At 53.7% G+C, this 16,101-nt stretch carries 9 protein-coding genes; 5 read left to right on the plus strand and 4 right to left on the minus strand.

Annotation, left to right across the window (positions count from 1 at the left end):
• Positions 1–46 precede the first annotated feature (46 nt).
• The 3 genes from Enr10x_RS23015 to Enr10x_RS23025 form a co-directional block, all read right to left on the minus strand.
• Positions 47–997 (minus strand): RHS repeat-associated core domain-containing protein, encoded by a 951-nt coding sequence (locus Enr10x_RS23015; RefSeq protein ID WP_197997336.1) that lies wholly within the window; start codon positions 995–997, stop codon positions 47–49.
• A 64-nt stretch (positions 998–1,061) separates the two neighbouring features.
• Positions 1,062–2,606 carry a DUF1549 domain-containing protein gene (locus Enr10x_RS23020; RefSeq protein ID WP_145451505.1) on the minus strand — a complete coding sequence of 515 codons (1,545 nt, stop codon included), beginning with the start codon at positions 2,604–2,606 and terminating at the stop codon, positions 1,062–1,064.
• Positions 2,607–2,751: 145 nt separating this feature from the next.
• Positions 2,752–4,218, minus strand: coding sequence for a neutral/alkaline non-lysosomal ceramidase N-terminal domain-containing protein (locus Enr10x_RS23025; RefSeq protein WP_145451506.1), 1,467 nt, complete (start codon positions 4,216–4,218; stop codon positions 2,752–2,754).
• 368 nt (positions 4,219–4,586) lie between these two features.
• Between Enr10x_RS23025 and Enr10x_RS23030 the strand changes: the two genes are divergently transcribed.
• Positions 4,587–7,265 (plus strand): cation-translocating P-type ATPase, encoded by a 2,679-nt coding sequence (locus Enr10x_RS23030; RefSeq protein ID WP_145451507.1) that lies wholly within the window; start codon positions 4,587–4,589, stop codon positions 7,263–7,265.
• Between the two features lie 104 nt (positions 7,266–7,369).
• On the opposite strand, the gene Enr10x_RS23035 is transcribed toward Enr10x_RS23030, so the two are convergent.
• Positions 7,370–8,428, minus strand: a complete 1,059-nt coding sequence (locus Enr10x_RS23035; RefSeq protein WP_232093103.1) for a DUF1559 domain-containing protein — start codon at positions 8,426–8,428, stop codon at positions 7,370–7,372.
• A 470-nt stretch (positions 8,429–8,898) separates the two neighbouring features.
• On the opposite strand from Enr10x_RS23035, the gene Enr10x_RS23040 reads away from it, so the two are divergent.
• From Enr10x_RS23040 to Enr10x_RS23050, 4 genes are all read left to right on the plus strand, one after another.
• A complete protein-coding gene (locus Enr10x_RS23040) occupies positions 8,899–9,393 on the plus strand; it encodes a carboxypeptidase-like regulatory domain-containing protein (RefSeq protein ID WP_145451508.1) in 495 nt (164 codons plus the stop codon).
• Positions 9,394–9,560: 167 nt separating this feature from the next.
• Entirely contained in the window at positions 9,561–12,209 is a 2,649-nt protein-coding gene (locus Enr10x_RS30070; protein ID WP_197997337.1) for a hypothetical protein, read from the plus strand.
• 13 nt (positions 12,210–12,222) lie between these two features.
• A complete protein-coding gene (locus tag Enr10x_RS23045; RefSeq protein WP_197997338.1) occupies positions 12,223–12,678 on the plus strand; it encodes a peroxiredoxin family protein in 456 nt (151 codons plus the stop codon).
• Between the two features lie 266 nt (positions 12,679–12,944).
• Entirely contained in the window at positions 12,945–16,058 is a 3,114-nt protein-coding gene (locus Enr10x_RS23050; protein ID WP_145451510.1) for a redoxin family protein, read from the plus strand.
• Positions 16,059–16,101: the final 43 nt, after the last annotated feature.

Below are 16,101 nucleotides of genomic sequence, written 5' to 3' on the forward strand. Positions count from 1 at the left end.
GGACCGCAGTGGTTACAATCAAAGAAAGTCCATGCCTGGAGTGGTTTCAGGCTGATCCATATGGGAAATCTCGGTTAAATACAAAGGCTTGAATTTTATGTGGTTTAATATTATTGAACTGCTTTAACAACTTTAAGTTATATGGAGTTGCAAGAGCATTGGCATACACAAGCTTTGAATCTTGAAATGCAAGAGAGTAATTTAAAATAACAATCGTTGATACGAGCACCTTATAAACTTTGGTTCCAGCTTTACTGGCAGAATTATACTGCCGGGCAAACTGTTGTCCACGGACACTGATTGTGTTTAGGAGTCCTGCAATTGTGAACATTCCTGTTGGGTCAATTCCATTAATTGGATCACCATGTGCATATAGGTATTTATGTAATGACTGTGGATCATATATTCTTCCCTGAAATGGATCGAGCCTATTAAACCGACCTGAAGCAGGATCATAATATCTCGCCCTTAAATATTGCTGGCCAATTCGAGCATCAAATTGCTCACCCCGATACAGGTAACTGGTTGCAGCCTGACTGGCCTCCATATTGAGCAGGTTACCATAGGCATCAAAGAAGAAGAGTTGTTCGACGCCAGCTACTGTTGCAATAGCGCCTGCAATATCAAACAGAACACGTGTCGATCCTGTTCCATCATAACCAAAGAATAGTGTTTCAGAAGTTTGAGCAACTCCACTCACATATTCAATAGTCGTCTGGCTGATCTGATCATGACCGAGTGTATAAATCACACGTTTTGAGATCACCCCATTCTCATCGTATTCGGTTTCCTGAATGACTTGGGAATAACCCGTAAGATTAGAGGGATCGTTCAGGTATTCGGTCTTGGTTATTTCATCGACAGTACCATCCGCGTCGGTGTCAACTTCATAAAGAGCTGAAACACGAATTCCAGTTGCATCGTAATCGTACGTTGCCTTTTCGATGCTGGTTGCCGCTCCGGTTCCGTCTAAGTTTGTGATTGTGACCGTTTCCATCCGTCCCTGAAGGTCGTAGGTAAATGAGGTCGTCGACTGGCTGGCCCCCCCCTCACTGATTGTCTTACCGGTCTGTTGAGTACCGGTATAGCTGTAGGTCCGGCAGTACGGAAGGTGTCCCCGGGCTAACCTTGTCTCCAGGCCGGTTATATACGCCGCGGACATGCACGAAGGTTTCCCGGCGGTCTTTGGTTCGTTCTGAGAAAACGGGAGCACGCGTCGAAGGAGCTTTCGGCTGAGTGGAGAGTAATTTACCCAACTTTGCAGAGAGCTTATCCCAGCCCTCTTTTTTCGTCTGATAAAAGGGTTCCAGTTTTTTCAGATCGGACGAGCGTTTATAGCCCTTCAGAATCTTGTCGATTTCAGCACGTTGCTTTTCGGTGAGGTCCGCCTTTTCGAAGGCCTTGAGTTCCGCCTGGCAACGATCGTAATCGGGCTGCCAGCCGGCAAGGGCTTCCTGGTATTCCTGTTCTTCCCAGTCCCGCTTGACTTTTACGGTGGATTCGTCGGCGTTATTGAAGAAAGAATACAGCTGGTAAAATTCGTTCTGGGAAATGGGATCGTGTTTGTGATCGTGACACTCGGCACAGCCAAACGTCAGCCCCAGCCAGACCATGCCGGTCGTGTTGACACGATCGACAATTTCTTTCGTGCGGTACAGTTCCAGGTCGACGCCCGCCTCCGTGTTTTTCAGAGTATTGCGATGAAAGCCGGTCGCCACTTTTTGATCCACCGTCGGCTTCTCGAACAGGTCACCAGCCAACTGTTCGATCGAGAACTGATCGAAGGGCATGTCTTCGTTGATTGCATCGATGACCCATTCCCGATAGACCCAGACGTGGGGTCGCATGCTGTCCCCCAGGTAACCGGAGCTGTCCGCATAACGGGCCATGTCCAGCCAGTAGCGTCCCCAGCGTTCGCCGAAATGAGGAGAAGCCAGCAGCTTGTCGACGAGTCGTTCCCAGGCACCCGAATCCGTATCTGCCACAAACGCTTCCACCTCTTCCGGAGATGGCAACAAGCCGACCAGATCCAGATAGAGGCGGCGGATCAAGGTCCGCCGATCTGCAGGCGGAGCGGGTGGGACACCGGCCTGCTGCAAACGCGAGGCAATAAAAGCATCGATGGAGTTGCGGATCGAAAATTCGGCCGTCGATTTCACATCGGTGGGAACCGCCGGCTGAGTCAACGGTTTCAGCGACCACAACAGTGGCGGTTCCAGCTCCAGTTTCTCCGGCCAGGGTGCCCCCGCTTTAATCCAGCGGCGGAAGACGGCCTGTTCTTTTTCCGAGAGCGGCGGTGCCTCGCGGGGCATCTCGGCGACTCCGTCACTGGGCGTGATCAGATCCAGCAAATAACTCGCCTCCGGATCGCCTGGATCGACGACCGGTCCACTCTCGCCCCCGTGCAAGGTCGCCTGCTGGGAATGCAGTGAGAGCTCTCCCTGTCGAATCCGTTTGTTATGGCAGACCAGACAGTGCTGCTTCAGCAGCGGAGCCACATCCCGTTGGAAATCGAGAGGTTCTGCAGCGCAGAATCGGCTGCCGGCGAGCAGACACAGGCAACTCAGGAGGGTGACAAATAGGGTCCGAATTCTCGAATCAGTCATGAATCAACGATCTTTCGGCCTGTTCAGGGGAGGCAGGAAACAACAGGCAGGTCTTTTTGGTGGTGAGAGACCATTCTAACCCGGGTCTCTCACCTGATACAAGCCCTGAACCAGCGTGCGTTCATTGCAGAACGACAGCCGCTGATCAGGAATCTTCTTTTTTCAGCTCAGCAAACAGCTTGAGCAGCGTGTTGACAATTTTCGTGCTGGCATCTTTTTCAACATAATTCGTGCCCAGCCAGGTTTCATAGCCCCCCAGTCGATGCTGTTCCGGTGTCGGCAGATAACCGAACGAACCGTTGGCCAGTTCGATGGTAAATGTCGACTTGAAGGGACTGCGTTCTTTGAGTTCCAGGCCGGTTTCGGTAAACGTTTCAAAGGGAATCGCGGTAATCCCCAGCGAACCGATCCGCATCACCTGCAGGGGGATTTCGATCTGGTCCGGTGCATCCATGATTTTCGCGATCCGTTCGGCGTAAATTTCTTCCCGCCGATGCTTTGCCCGATTACCGTTCCCTGATTCGGATTTGACTTTCTCGAAGTGTGCCAGTATTTCGGGTGTCGGTTTGCGGAGTTTCAAAGGCAGCTTAGCCGTGGCCGCTCCGAGCGGCACCCAGTTCTGATACTTGATCGTCTGCTGTGCTTCATAGACGCGGCTGGCGACTTTCTCTGCCACTTCCTGCATCTTTTCATAACGCTGGTACCGCTTGCCCCCCTTCTGGGTGAAGTTGATGTTGTTGACATCACCGCTGGTCCCGTTCGACAGGATGCCGACGAAGGGGGGGGACTGATCCTGGGCGCCCAGCTTCTGTTCAATGTATTTCGCGAAGTAGCCGAAGTAGTCAGCCGACACATCGCCTGACTGCACGCCCCCCACATAATGCAGTGAGTAATTGGCGAGCAACGCGATCGGCCGCCCTTTCAGACTCTGAATCGAAATGAAACTGACCTGCGGGTCGGTGGAACCAGCGGGGCGATCCAGGGCTTTGTTTCCCCGGGGCGGATTCATGCGGACACGATCCAGTCCACCAAAGGGGTTGGTCAGCAGCGAAGTGTCATTCACATACCAGCGACGGTTAAAGACTTCCGAAGGCTCATCGACCTGCCCCCAGCCAATCCGCGCCGGTTCGAGTTGATACAGGGCCCGACGGACGCCATCGGAAATCCGGCTGGCCAGAAATTTCTGATACTCGGTGAACTCGGTTTCCCGCAGCACCTTCGAAGGGCCGCGTGCCGTGGTGGCGGAATGCGTGTGTGTCGACGCCATCAGCAGATGCGACTTCGGAATTTTGGTGTGCTTGTGAACCTGCTCTTTGGCCAGATCGAAGACCGATTCCGGAATGCCGACGTTATCACAGAGCACAATCGCCAGCCTGGTCTGCCCGTTATCCAATACGATGCAGCGGGCGTGCAGTTCGTCGTGAACGCGTTTGGCGGGGATCGGCTGCCAGCCCCCCACGATCAGTTCTCCCAGGGGAGGCGTAATATTACTGGTCGCTGCCCCTGCGAGCAGAACCGGCTGTTCCTCTGCGGCCCGGGATGCATGCCCCAGGGTCAGTGTCAGAGCGAAACAGATCAGCAATACGAATAATCGACGCAGGTTGGAAAACATGTCCAGACTTCCTCTCAGATTCAATACTTCAGATTCAACACTCTCTACAGATTCCGCTGCAGAACGGGTTCATTCTAACCATCAACCAACGTTGATGCCAGAAGGAAGCGAAATCCAGTTCTGGAATCGTCTCAGGTAGTCGGGAACGGCCTGAGACAAATTCCGGCTGTAGCTGAAAATGGTTTGATCCGTTAGAATCGAAAGAGCGTTCAATTTTTGAACCGACCTCGAATCGGAAACCCAAACCCCGCCAGCACGATTTGAAAGCTCATGAGACTGTTCAGAATCTTCATGCCAGCAACACCCGGGCCCCCAGCGTCCCTGTTCCCGCACTGCCCATCACGACCACAGTTCAGCACAGGTGCCTGATGAATCAAGCCGATAATTCTCCCGCCACCTGGTATCAGCTCGACATCGAGACCATCGCGGACCGTCTGCAGTCTCCCGAGCAGGGGCTGACGCACACCGAAGTCGAAACCCGACGAGCCGAAGTCGGTCTGAACGAACTGGTTGAAAAGCAGCGAAAATCGGTCTGGATGATGTTTCTGGATCAGTTCAAAGATTTCATGATTCTGGTGCTGATCGCGGCGGCTGTGATCTCAGGAATCATCGGGGAACCTGCCGACACGATTGCGATCACCGTGATCGTACTGCTGAATGCCATTCTGGGCTTCGTGCAGGAATACCGGGCCGAGAAAGCGATGGCCGCACTCAAGAAGATGGCGGCTCCCTCGGCGAACGTCATCCGTGAAGACAACGTCGAAACCGTTCCGGTCAGCCAACTGGTTCCCGGGGACCGGGTGATCCTGGAAGCCGGCAACATTGTGCCCGCAGACTTGAGACTGACGGAAGCGGTCCAGTTGCAGATCGATGAAGCAGCTTTGACAGGGGAGTCGCTGCCCGTCGAAAAAATCACCCGGGTCATTCCTGACGAGGACCTCCCCCTGGGCGACCGGAAAAACCTGGCCTTTAAAGGGACACTGATCACCAAAGGCCGCGGACAGGGTGTGGTAACGGAAACAGGCATGCAGACGCAACTGGGACAGATCGCCACCCTGCTCCAGGACCAGGAAGAGGGACGGACGCCCCTGCAGAAACGCCTGGCCGCTTTTGGCCAAAAGCTCGCGTATGCGATTTTTGCGATCTGCATCATCGTCTTTGTGGCCGGCCTGCTCAGAGGCGAACCGCCTCTACTGATGCTGCTGACCGCGATCTCGCTCGCGGTAGCTGCGATCCCCGAAGCCTTACCCGCGGTCATTACGATCTCCCTCGCCCTGGGAGCCCGCAAGCTGGTCAAGCAGCATGCTCTGATTCGCAAACTGCCCGCGGTGGAAACCCTGGGATCGGTCTCTTATATCTGCACCGACAAGACCGGAACCCTCACACAGAACCGGATGACAGTCGAAAAGGTTTACCTCAACGGAGAACTCGTTTCGACGGACGAACTTCCTGCCACAGACGCGGAATCCACGACCGAGCAGAGTCTCGCAGAGAAACCGCATACGGAACTGCTGCTGTGTGCCCTGTCGCTGTGTAATGACACGCGACTGGACAACGCAGACGAGGTCATCGGCGATCCGACAGAAACGGCCCTGTTTGAACTGGCGCGCGAAAAAGGATTTCTACGCGCGCCCCTGGAAGGCGCATTCCCCCGACTGGCTGAGATCCCCTTTGATGCGGAACGCAAGCTGATGACCACGTTTCATCCCTGGAACGAGGGGCAGGTCGTTTCAATTACCAAAGGTGCTGCTGAAGAGATCGTGGCCCGCTCGACCCACGTGCATTCGCCAACAGAACCTTCAGCCATTGATCGCGACACGGTGTTAGACCATGCCGAACAGATTGCAGGCAACGGTCTGCGAACCCTGGGCTTTGGGCTGCGGATCTGGGATTCTGTGCCGGAGACGCTGAATCCGGAAGAGGTGGAATCGGAACTGACGCTGGCGGGCATGATCGGCATGCTGGATCCTCCCCGTCCGGAAGCAGCAGAATCGGTGGCGCTCTGTCGTTCTGCCGGCATTCATCCCGTGATGATCACCGGCGATCATCCGTTAACTGCGGAAGTCATTGCCCGGCGGGTGGGGATCATCGGCGAACACGATGCAGGCGCTGTCATCACCGGACGTCAGTTGGAACAGCTGTCTCTGGAAGAGCTGGAAAACCGGATCGAAAAAATTCGCGTCTACGCCCGCGTCTCTCCCCAACAGAAACTGAAAATCGTGCAGGCACTCCAGGACCGCGGGCATTATGTGGCGATGACCGGGGACGGCGTGAATGATGCGCCCGCTTTGAAACGGGCCGACATTGGAGTCGCGATGGGCATCACGGGCACGGACGTCTCCAAGGAAGCAGCGCACATGATTCTGCTGGACGATAATTTTGCGACCATCGTCAAGACGGTCAAAGAGGGACGGCGGATCTTTGACAACATTCGCAAGTTTATCAAATACACGATGACCAGCAACCTGGGCGAGATCTGGACGATCTTTCTGGCCCCCCTGCTCGGCCTGCCCATCCCGCTGCTGCCGATTCATATTCTGTGGATCAATCTCGTCACCGATGGCGTTCCCGGCCTGGCACTCACCGCCGAGCCGGGTGAAAAAAATCTGATGCAGCGTCCTCCTCGCGATCCGAAAGAGAATATATTCGCCCACGGACTGGGAGCCCAAATGATCTGGGTGGGCCTGCTGATGGGCGCAGTCTGTCTGTTTACGCAGGCCTGGTTTATCGATCGCAGTCAGACGCACTGGCAGACGATGGTCTTCACCGTCCTCTGTTTAAGCCAGATGGGAAACGTCCTGGCAATTCGCTCGGAACGGGAATCGTTTTTTTCACAGGGGCCGCTCTCCAATAAGCCGCTGTTCGCAGCCGTGCTGCTGACGTTCATACTGCAGATGGCTACGATCTATGTACCCGTGCTGAACACCGTCTTTAAGACCGCCCCGCTGACGGCAGGGGAACTGGCTGTCACTCTCGCGCTCTCCTCGATCGTATTCCTGGCGGTCGAAGTGGAAAAAGCATTGAAACGCAGAAAGTCTTCTGCTTGAATCAGGGTAAAGAAAAAAGCCCCCTTTACACAGAAGTAAAGAGGGCTGATTTCCTGGTTCAGCAGACCGCGGGAGCGCTCGCGCGGGAAACTGCTGAATCAGATTTAATATTCACCCAGTACTTCGCCACCTTCTTTGGTACCCAGGGCCCCCCAGACACCATAAGGGCTGGCAGAAATAGCGCCGGGATTCGGAGTCGCTGCACTTAAGTTCCCAGTGTTGATGTTGGACGAGATAAAACGAACCGCCCCATCAGCCATCAGGATATGCACACCACCGACGTGCAGGCTGGAGGGAGCCAGAGCCGCATGACTCGAGTCCGCATTCACATTGGTCCCTTCTGCACAGGAGGGTGCATTCGGAGGCAGGATTGTCGTAAATCCACAACGCTCAGCCTGGCCATCCCACAGGGACGTACCATGTTTCCCTTTCACGGAAGTTCCACTGACCCAGCCGGCACCGGAAGCCAGGGCCATACAGGTACCGGGATTGGTACGAGGTGTCTGCCCCATCGCAATCCCTTCCACGCGGCTGCGTTTGGCATTGCTGGTAGAAGGACTATAGTTAGCACGCACGTGCTCACTCATGGCGATGGTGTTACTGGTCCCGTCGGTAATATCGCGAATGCGTGTGCCATTGCGATTGGGGAACATCCCACGACTGTTGCCCCCGTTGATACTTCGGGAAGAATCGCCCAGACAGAAGACGTAATTGTTCGTCCGAATGGTCCGTTTGTCACGTCCGTCAGATGGACAGCGTAACATGGGAATCGTGACATTCCAGACACCCCAGCCTCGCCAGGCAGCGGGACCAAAAGGAGAATGTGAAGAATCGCCGGCAGAAATTTTGTTGAACAACGGCGCCTGATCAATGTAGGGCAGCAGACCGACAAAACCACAGAGACGGCCCCGGTTGGAAGTATTGCTGTCAGAACCGTTTGTCCCCCCCTTACGCAGGACAAACATCCCAAATGCATCGTGGTAGTTGTGTAGAGCCAACCCGAGTTGTTTCAGATTGTTTTTACAGGTCGAACGTCGTGCCGCTTCACGAGCCTGTTGTACTGCTGGCAACAGTAATGCAATTAAAATGGCAATGATAGCAATCACAACCAGCAGTTCAATCAATGTAAAACCACGGCGTCTTTCTTTACCAATGTTCTTCACCAAAGGCCTCCTTAATAAAATACTTAGAATAGATTAGAACCCTTTTCTCCAGTTCTTCTCAGAGAATCGCAGCGCTTACAGGATTCAAAAATACCTGAAGCAGTTTGATGCTTCTTCAAGATGTTGATGCGAAAATAACCCGAACCACTTTGAGCAAAAGTGGATTCACAATGGTCTCGATATAGACGGCGGGTAATTAACAGTGATTAGATGAGAATTGAGGTCAGAACATGTGTCTTTCAATAAAACGCAGAATTTTGTTGAAGATTTATTGACACATTTCTTTAACACTCTCCATTGTTCTATGGTAGTGGATTACACCTGAAATACAACACAGTTTCTGATAGTTTGTTGATTTTCGAGCTACGATTCCCCTATGATCGCAACAGGCTGACACGCACTTCTATCTCGAAGCGATTAATTAATTTTCCTATATAAAACACGACTCACATCAAAAGCGAGAGAATGCAATGCTCCCACTCAAACGAAGTAAAAGCCTCCTCTACTTCACTCTGTTGTCCTGCTCCGTCAGTGCCCTGCTCACAGGTTGTGGTGGTGGTGCCGAAGGTGAGCGTCCGAACCGGACTCCCGTCTCCGGTACTGTGACTTATAACGGAGAACCCGTTGAGGGGGCCAGTATCTCTTTCGTTCCCGTCGATCAGACAAAGGGACAAAACGCAAATGGACTCACTGACAATGCGGGTCTGTTTCAGATGGGAACGTTTGAAGGCACTGATGGTGTGGTGGCGGGTGAGTACACGGTCATGATCACCCAATTCGAACCTGCTGAAGTCAGCCAGGCACTGCCGGAAGATGATCCCAACTACGACCCGAATCCCAAACCACAACCGCCGCCCGAAAATCTGCTGCCGGAAAAATACGCTTCTGCCGACAACTCTGGCCTGACGGTCACGGTCGAAGACGGCAAAGAAATCGCCGATCTCAAATTTGATCTGCAGGAGTAAGTGACGGTCACTGTTTGAGAACTCATCCTCCCGCTACGTGAACCGTGATAATCGCAAACGCCAATTTGCATTCCCGGTTTACCCGTGTATACTGACAGAACCACCCCAGATGAACACGCGATTAGCGCGCATCGTTTACTCAGGGAATTACTGTAAGGAGCACGGGAATGAGTCTGTTCACGGTTACCGGCAAGGAGTTACTGCTCACATCAACGCGTCAGCGGTTATTACTGTCCGCAGTCGTTCTCATACCACTCTATAGTTCTGTGGTACAGTCAGCAGAACCTCAAAGCGCAGGGGGAATCGCTCCGCTGCAACTGGCACTGAAACCGGAGCAGGTCTCCAGCGACGAATCAACGCAGCCCGCAAAACGACCTCCTGAAGTGGAAATCCTGGAGACGATTGAATCGGGTGCCGGCTATGGAGCAGAACTGCATCGGGTAACAATTTCGGGAACCGCACGCACTTTCGACGGTACCCCACTGAAAAATGCGACCATTTATGTAGGGTCGGCTGCCAGATACATGCCGAGCGGATTTGAAATGCTGCGCGGCCAGACACGAACTGATGAAACCGGCCACTATGAACTGAAAGACATCCAGCTGCTGGTGACGCGCGAGCGCCCCAATCCGATTCCGAAACCCGCAGAAGGCAGATTCGAGATTTTTGGTACCTGCGCGGGATATGGTTTCACATGGCATGAGACATGTTACTACCGTCCCGATGTCCGCCCGCAGGGAACCGAGTTGGGAGACAAAAACGCGGATGTCACCGCGAATGCATTTTACCTGGATGAGCCGCTGATCGCCGATCTGATGTTTGACCGTCCCGCTCTGCTGAAAGGCCGCATTACCGATAAGCAGGGACACCCACTGGCCAACGCGAAAGTACAATTGGGGCGGATTGACAGTCAACGTAGTCCTTCAGGCTGGGGGATGCGCTCGTGTCGCTTTCTGGGAAATGACAACCAGCCGGTCAAAGATCCCGTCAGTTTCTTCAGTATCCATGTGCTGCCGGCCGAATACCGGGAAACACGCACCGATGCGGAAGGCTACTATGAATTCAAACAGCTCCGCCGCGATACCAGTTATCTCGCCAGCATCAACCCGGGTCCCACTTTTGATCCCTGGCAATTCACGTTAGTCACCTCTCCAGCAGAGAAGGTAAACAACAAACGCCACGAAGCGGTGGGCTACGCGGGAGAACTGAACCGCGAATTTTTCGCACCCCGGAATGTAGCCGTGCAGGTTGTGCAGGAGCAGTCAGCACAGCCGGTCGCCGACGTCCTGGTCACAGCTCGCCCCATTAGAGAGATCCGCCAGGCAGGCATTCAGGCACGTTCGGACAGTCAGGGAAATGCGCACCTGCAGCTGTTACCTGGTGAATACAAGTTAATCGTCGAGCCGACTCCCGCACAGCCGTTTCATTTTCAGAGTGAGCAGTTTTTCGTCAAAGAGCAGACCGGCCCTGTCCGGCACTCGGTCAAACTGAGACCGGCTGCGATCGTGATCCTGAAAGCCGTCGATGCTCAGACCGGCGCCCCCCTTCCCGGAGTGCGGTTCAACTATGAATCTCATGATACGAGCGATCCCCTGCCCGTTTCCACACAGACCGTCTATGTGGATTACCCGGAAACAAACGACGCCGGCGAAATCCAGGCTTTCATGACACCGGGCCAGCGGCGGTTCGTTGTCGCGGAACCGTTAACCCTGGCCCAGGCCGAGGGCAGCCGGGGCGATTTCATCAAACTTCCCGCCGGCGAAGTGACCACAGTCGAATTCAAACTGAGCCAGCCTCAGTTCGTGGATGCCGAGTTGTTCAAGCCAGAAGCCAAGCCGGATCCCCATTCAATCTATCCGCCAGAACTGCAACTGAAATGGCACCGGCAGTCGGAACTTTTGCGAAACTCTACAATGCAGGTAACGACGCAACTGATGCTGGGCCGCCAGCCCGGGCTCGATACCACAGGCCTGCTGAAAGACCTGCGTGCGCTCGATCCCTGTCAGCTGCCTGATATCGATGCACTGCTTCAAAAACATGGTGGAGAAAAATGGCGGGGAGGCCAGACGGTCTTGACTTCCACCGGACCATTCCACAAAGAGGAACGCTTTTTCGAATGGCGCAGTCAGCGCCATGATCCTCAGGGGAAACGTCTGCCCGACAGTATTTCGTTCCGGGATGGATGGGAGACACTGCAATATGACACTGCCAATAATCAGGCCTCTGTATATCGGAAAAGTTTTTTACACATTCATACTCCTTACGACTTCACTGACTGGCCTTCACTGCGAATCCGGCGTCCGGCCCCGCAAGACCGCAAAAAACCGGAAGTGGAAATTCAACAGGCAGGACGACGGACGATCTACAGTGGTCAGACCGAGTCGGAATACCAGGGACAGAAACACCAGTATTTCCACAGGCGTGTCTTCGACCGGGACACCGGTTTCATTTTTGAAAGTTACCTGGAAGAACCGACAACGGGACTGGAGCGAGCCTCGTTCTATTTCGCACCTCAGAAACAGGCCAACGGTCTGATCCTGCCTCGCTTCTTCATCAGCTGGCGACGCTACCAGGGCAAACTGAATAGTGTAACAATCTTTCAGCTCGAAAAAGTCGAACTCTTCGACCAGTTGCCCGCCGATGCGTTTGCCATCTCGTTACCACCCGGAGCGGTGCTCGTCGATTCCCGCCATGTTGCTCCCGGAGCTTCCCGGAGCTTCCCGGACCGGACCGAGTCGCCCCTATTCGGGAACGCTCAGAGGTCCCGTCACAGATTTTGCCGCGTATCTGCAGCGTCATCCCCGCTACGCACCTAAGCTCGAACAGCAGGTGCACTATGGCAGACCAGCTCCGGAAATCAAACCAGCCAGCTGGGTCACCCGTGAAGGAGTCTCCCCTCCGCCGGATACGAAAGGCAAAGTTGTGCTGATTGAGTTCTGGGGCACACACTGTGGTTCCTGTATCGCACAGCTGCCGAAAGTTCGAACTGCCGCCCGCTATTATGCTGACCAGCCATTCGTACTGATCGGCATGCACGACAGCCATATCAGTGTCCCGGAACTGCAGAAGCTTGCGGAAAAAGAAGAGATCGACTACCAGCTGGCCATCGATCGCCCCTCGACCCGCAAAGGGTTCTTTGGTGAAACCATACGCAATTACAACGTGCGTGGCATTCCCTCGGCAGCCGTCATCGACCAACAGGGGAACCTGGCTTACGTCGGTTACTTCAGTCAAGCTTTGAAGACCGTAGATCGCCTGTTGAAAGACAAGGCCACTTCGCCCTAATCCCTCTTGATTCATCTGTACTTTTGCGATCAGACACTTTCTGTGCACACGATTCGTCCTCGTCTGTCCATACAGCGCATCGACGCAGGCCAGTCCTGAAAAACCAGTTCAATAAAACACCCTCTGATAACCGGCTGCATGTACCGTCATAACGCAAACGCCGATTTGCATTCCCGGTTCACCTGTGTATACTGACAGAGCCACTCCAGATAAACACGCGGATAGCGTATTTTGCCCGCTCAGGAAGTCACTTAAGGAGCACGGGAATGAGTCAGTTCAGGGTTACCAGTAAAGAGTCACTCCTCACATCGTCGCGGCAGCTGCTTTGGATATCAACAGGGCTTGTCTTATCACTCTATTACTCTTCACTGACGGCAGCAGAACCTCAAAGCGTACGGGGAAACACTCCCCTGCAGCTGGCATTGAAACCCGAACAGGTCTCCAAAGATAAGTCAAAACAGCAGTCCCCGCCCCAGCGACCTCCCAAAGTGGAAATCCTGCAAACCATCGCAGAGGGTGCAGTTCACGACGTAGAATTACATCGAGTCACAGTCACGGGAACGGCGCGGACTGTAGAGGGAAAACCACTCAAGAATGCTGAAATTTATCTCACCAGCGAGAACTGGGGTTTCTCCAGAAATTTTAACCCTTTACGAGGAAAGACGCGCACTGATGCAACAGGATATTTCGAGTTGAAAGATATCCAGTTGCTGGTGACACGTGAGCGTCCCAATCCGATCCCGAAACAGGCTGAGGCACGCTTCGCTGTGTTTGGTACCTGCGCAGGGTATGGTTTCACCTGGCATGCATCCTGCCGATACCGGCCCGCTGTTCGACCACAGGGAACTGAAATCAGTGACAAAAATACTCAGGAGACCGCGCGTGCGTTTTATTTAAATGAACCGATTCAAGTCGACCTGACCTTCGATCGTCCAGCAAAATTGCAGGGACTGATCATGGACAAACAGGGGCGGCCTCTGCCCCATACCAAAGTTCAACTGGGCCTGATCGACAGTCTGCGTAATCCTAAATCGAGCGGCACATGGTCCTGTCAATTCCTGGGAAACGAGAATCAACCGGTCAAGACCCCTGTGGCTTTCTCAGCCATTCGTCTGCTCCCTGCCGAGTTGCGCGAAACATACACCAATGCAGACGGCTATTACGAATTCACCCAACTTCGTCGTGATACCAGTTACCTGACCAACATCGATCCCGGGCCCGCATTTGACCCCTGGCATCTCAGAATTGCGACAGCTGAAAAAGTAATGGATCAGAACCGCAGAGAAATTCCTGTGGGTTATGATGGTCTTTTAAGCCACGAATTCGTAGCTCCTCGTCTGGTGAACGTGCAGATCACTCACGAGAAAACGGGCCAGCCAGTCTCGGATGTTCTGGTGACTGCTCATCCCGCCCGACAACAGCGACGGGGCGGCATTCAATCTCGTTCGGACAGTCAGGGCAATGCGCGATTACAACTGCTACCCGGCGAATACAAATTGATTGCTGAGCCTGCCCCGAATCAGCCGTTCTGCTTCCAGAGTGGAAAGTTGGCTGTCTCCGAGAAAACAGATGAGGTCGTGCATCCCCTTAAATTGAAACCAGCGGCAATCGTGATTCTGAAAGCCGTGAATGCGGAAACAGGAAAACCGATTCCCAACGTCAGTTTCAATTATGAAACGGACTCTTCCAGCAGGCCGCTTCCGGTTTCGACTCAAACCGTTTTCGTCGACTATCCTCAAACCAATGCGGCTGGCGAAATCCAGGTTTTTGTAGTGCCCGGCAAGAAACGGTTTGTCGTCGCAGAACCGCTCACGCTGGCCCAGGCCGAGGCCAGTCGGGGAGAACTTTTGCAACTCAAAGGAGGCGAGGTTACCAAAGTCCGGTTCGAACTGACGCCTCCTCAGTTTCTCCCTGCCCACCTGGTCCAGAGGGAGTTTAAACCGAATCCGAACCACATCTTTCCGGCGGAACTTCAGATCAAATGGCACGCACAATCGGAACTCGCCCAACAGACCCCGCTGCGCATCACTACGGACAGGCTGCTCCTTTCCAGAAAACCGATCGATACCCGAGCCCTGCTCAAAGAGTTACGTGCTTTACCTCCAGACCAGGTACCTGACATCGACCGGTTGCTGATGAAATATCAGTCAGACCAGTTAGTGTGGAGCAAACTGATTCTGACATCCGAGAGGAACCACTTCCGCGAAGACCACTTTTACAGCCCAAAACCTGGTAGACCTCAGATCGTTGATTTCGAGGGAAAACCGGTGCCAGACAGCATACAACTCTATACTGGCTGGGATTCGCTTGCCTACCACATCGGCAACAATCAGGCCGATGCCTATCAGGAGAGGCGGCGATGGCTCCATCTGGGAACTGTCAAGGACCTCTGTGAATGGCCCTATCTGCAAAGGATTCGCCGGACTGCTTCCGGTAAGCTGAACCTGGAAAAACCTGATGTGAAGATCTCGAAATCAGACAAGACGACTACCTATGAAACGGCATCCTCGGCACGAACGCGCCGGTATGTGATCGACAATCAGACCGGCTGCGTTCTGGAAAGCTCTTATGGGGCCGACCTCGAAAATCCGGACCGGATTGATTTATATTTTGCGCCGACCACATATCCCGGCGGATTGATCCTGCCCCGTGCCCATCTCTCCTGGAACATGTATCGTGGTAAGCTCAGAATGCTGACAGTTTATCTGGTCAAAAACGTAGAAGTTTTTTCGCAGATGCCTGCGGATGCGTTCGCGGTCTCCTTGCCAGCCGGAGCAACGCTTGTGGATTATCGCAGTGTCTCGTTAGCTGAAGCGCGCAGCGGTCGCAGACGCCCCGAGCAACATATCTTCAGTGCACCGATCAGCGACTTCGCCGCTTATTTACAACGTCATCCGCCTAAGATCCATCAACAGGACAATCAGCTTCAACCTGGCATGCCGGCTCCCGAACTGAAACCTGCTCAATGGGTGACCAGCGAGGGAAAATCAGGTCCCCCGGACCTGAAAGGCAAAGTCGTGCTCATCGAATTTTGGGGCACCCGTTGCGGCCCCTGTCTCAGTCAACTCCCCGAGGTCCGGACTGCGGCCCGCTATTACGCAGACCAGCCATTTGTCCTGATCGGCATGCACGACAGTTATATTAACATCTCTGATCTACAGAAATTTGCGCAGAAAGAGAATCTCAAATATCAGCTGGCCATCGACCGACCTGCTACGGAAAAAGGCTGGTTTGGAGAAACGATGCGTCAATATGACATCCATGGAATCCCCAAAGCAGCCGTCATCGATCAGCAGGGAAACATCGCGTTTGTCGGTTACTTCAAAGAAGCTTTGAAGACCGTAGATCGCCTGTTGAAAAAAGAAACCTCTTCGCAGTAGGCTCTCTGTTTTTCATCTCTGCCACTGTGTGCCAGCTCACTTT

The sequence above is a fragment of the Gimesia panareensis genome, assembly GCF_007748155.1.
GTDB lineage: Bacteria > Planctomycetota > Planctomycetia > Planctomycetales > Planctomycetaceae > Gimesia > Gimesia panareensis.

What these genes read in the sequence shown, in the direction of transcription:
- Enr10x_RS23015 (WP_197997336.1), bottom strand. Translation starts at nt 997, where the DNA reads ATGGAAACGGTCACAATCACAAACTTAGACGGAACCGGAGCGGCAACC.
- Enr10x_RS23020 (WP_145451505.1), bottom strand. Translation starts at nt 2,606, where the DNA reads ATGACTGATTCGAGAATTCGGACCCTATTTGTCACCCTCCTGAGTTGC.
- Enr10x_RS23025 (WP_145451506.1), bottom strand. Translation starts at nt 4,218, where the DNA reads ATGTTTTCCAACCTGCGTCGATTATTCGTATTGCTGATCTGTTTCGCT.
- Enr10x_RS23030 (WP_145451507.1), top strand. Translation starts at nt 4,587, where the DNA reads ATGAATCAAGCCGATAATTCTCCCGCCACCTGGTATCAGCTCGACATC.
- Enr10x_RS23040 (WP_145451508.1), top strand. Translation starts at nt 8,899, where the DNA reads ATGCTCCCACTCAAACGAAGTAAAAGCCTCCTCTACTTCACTCTGTTG.
- Enr10x_RS30070 (WP_197997337.1), top strand. Translation starts at nt 9,561, where the DNA reads ATGAGTCTGTTCACGGTTACCGGCAAGGAGTTACTGCTCACATCAACG.
- Enr10x_RS23050 (WP_145451510.1), top strand. Translation starts at nt 12,945, where the DNA reads ATGAGTCAGTTCAGGGTTACCAGTAAAGAGTCACTCCTCACATCGTCG.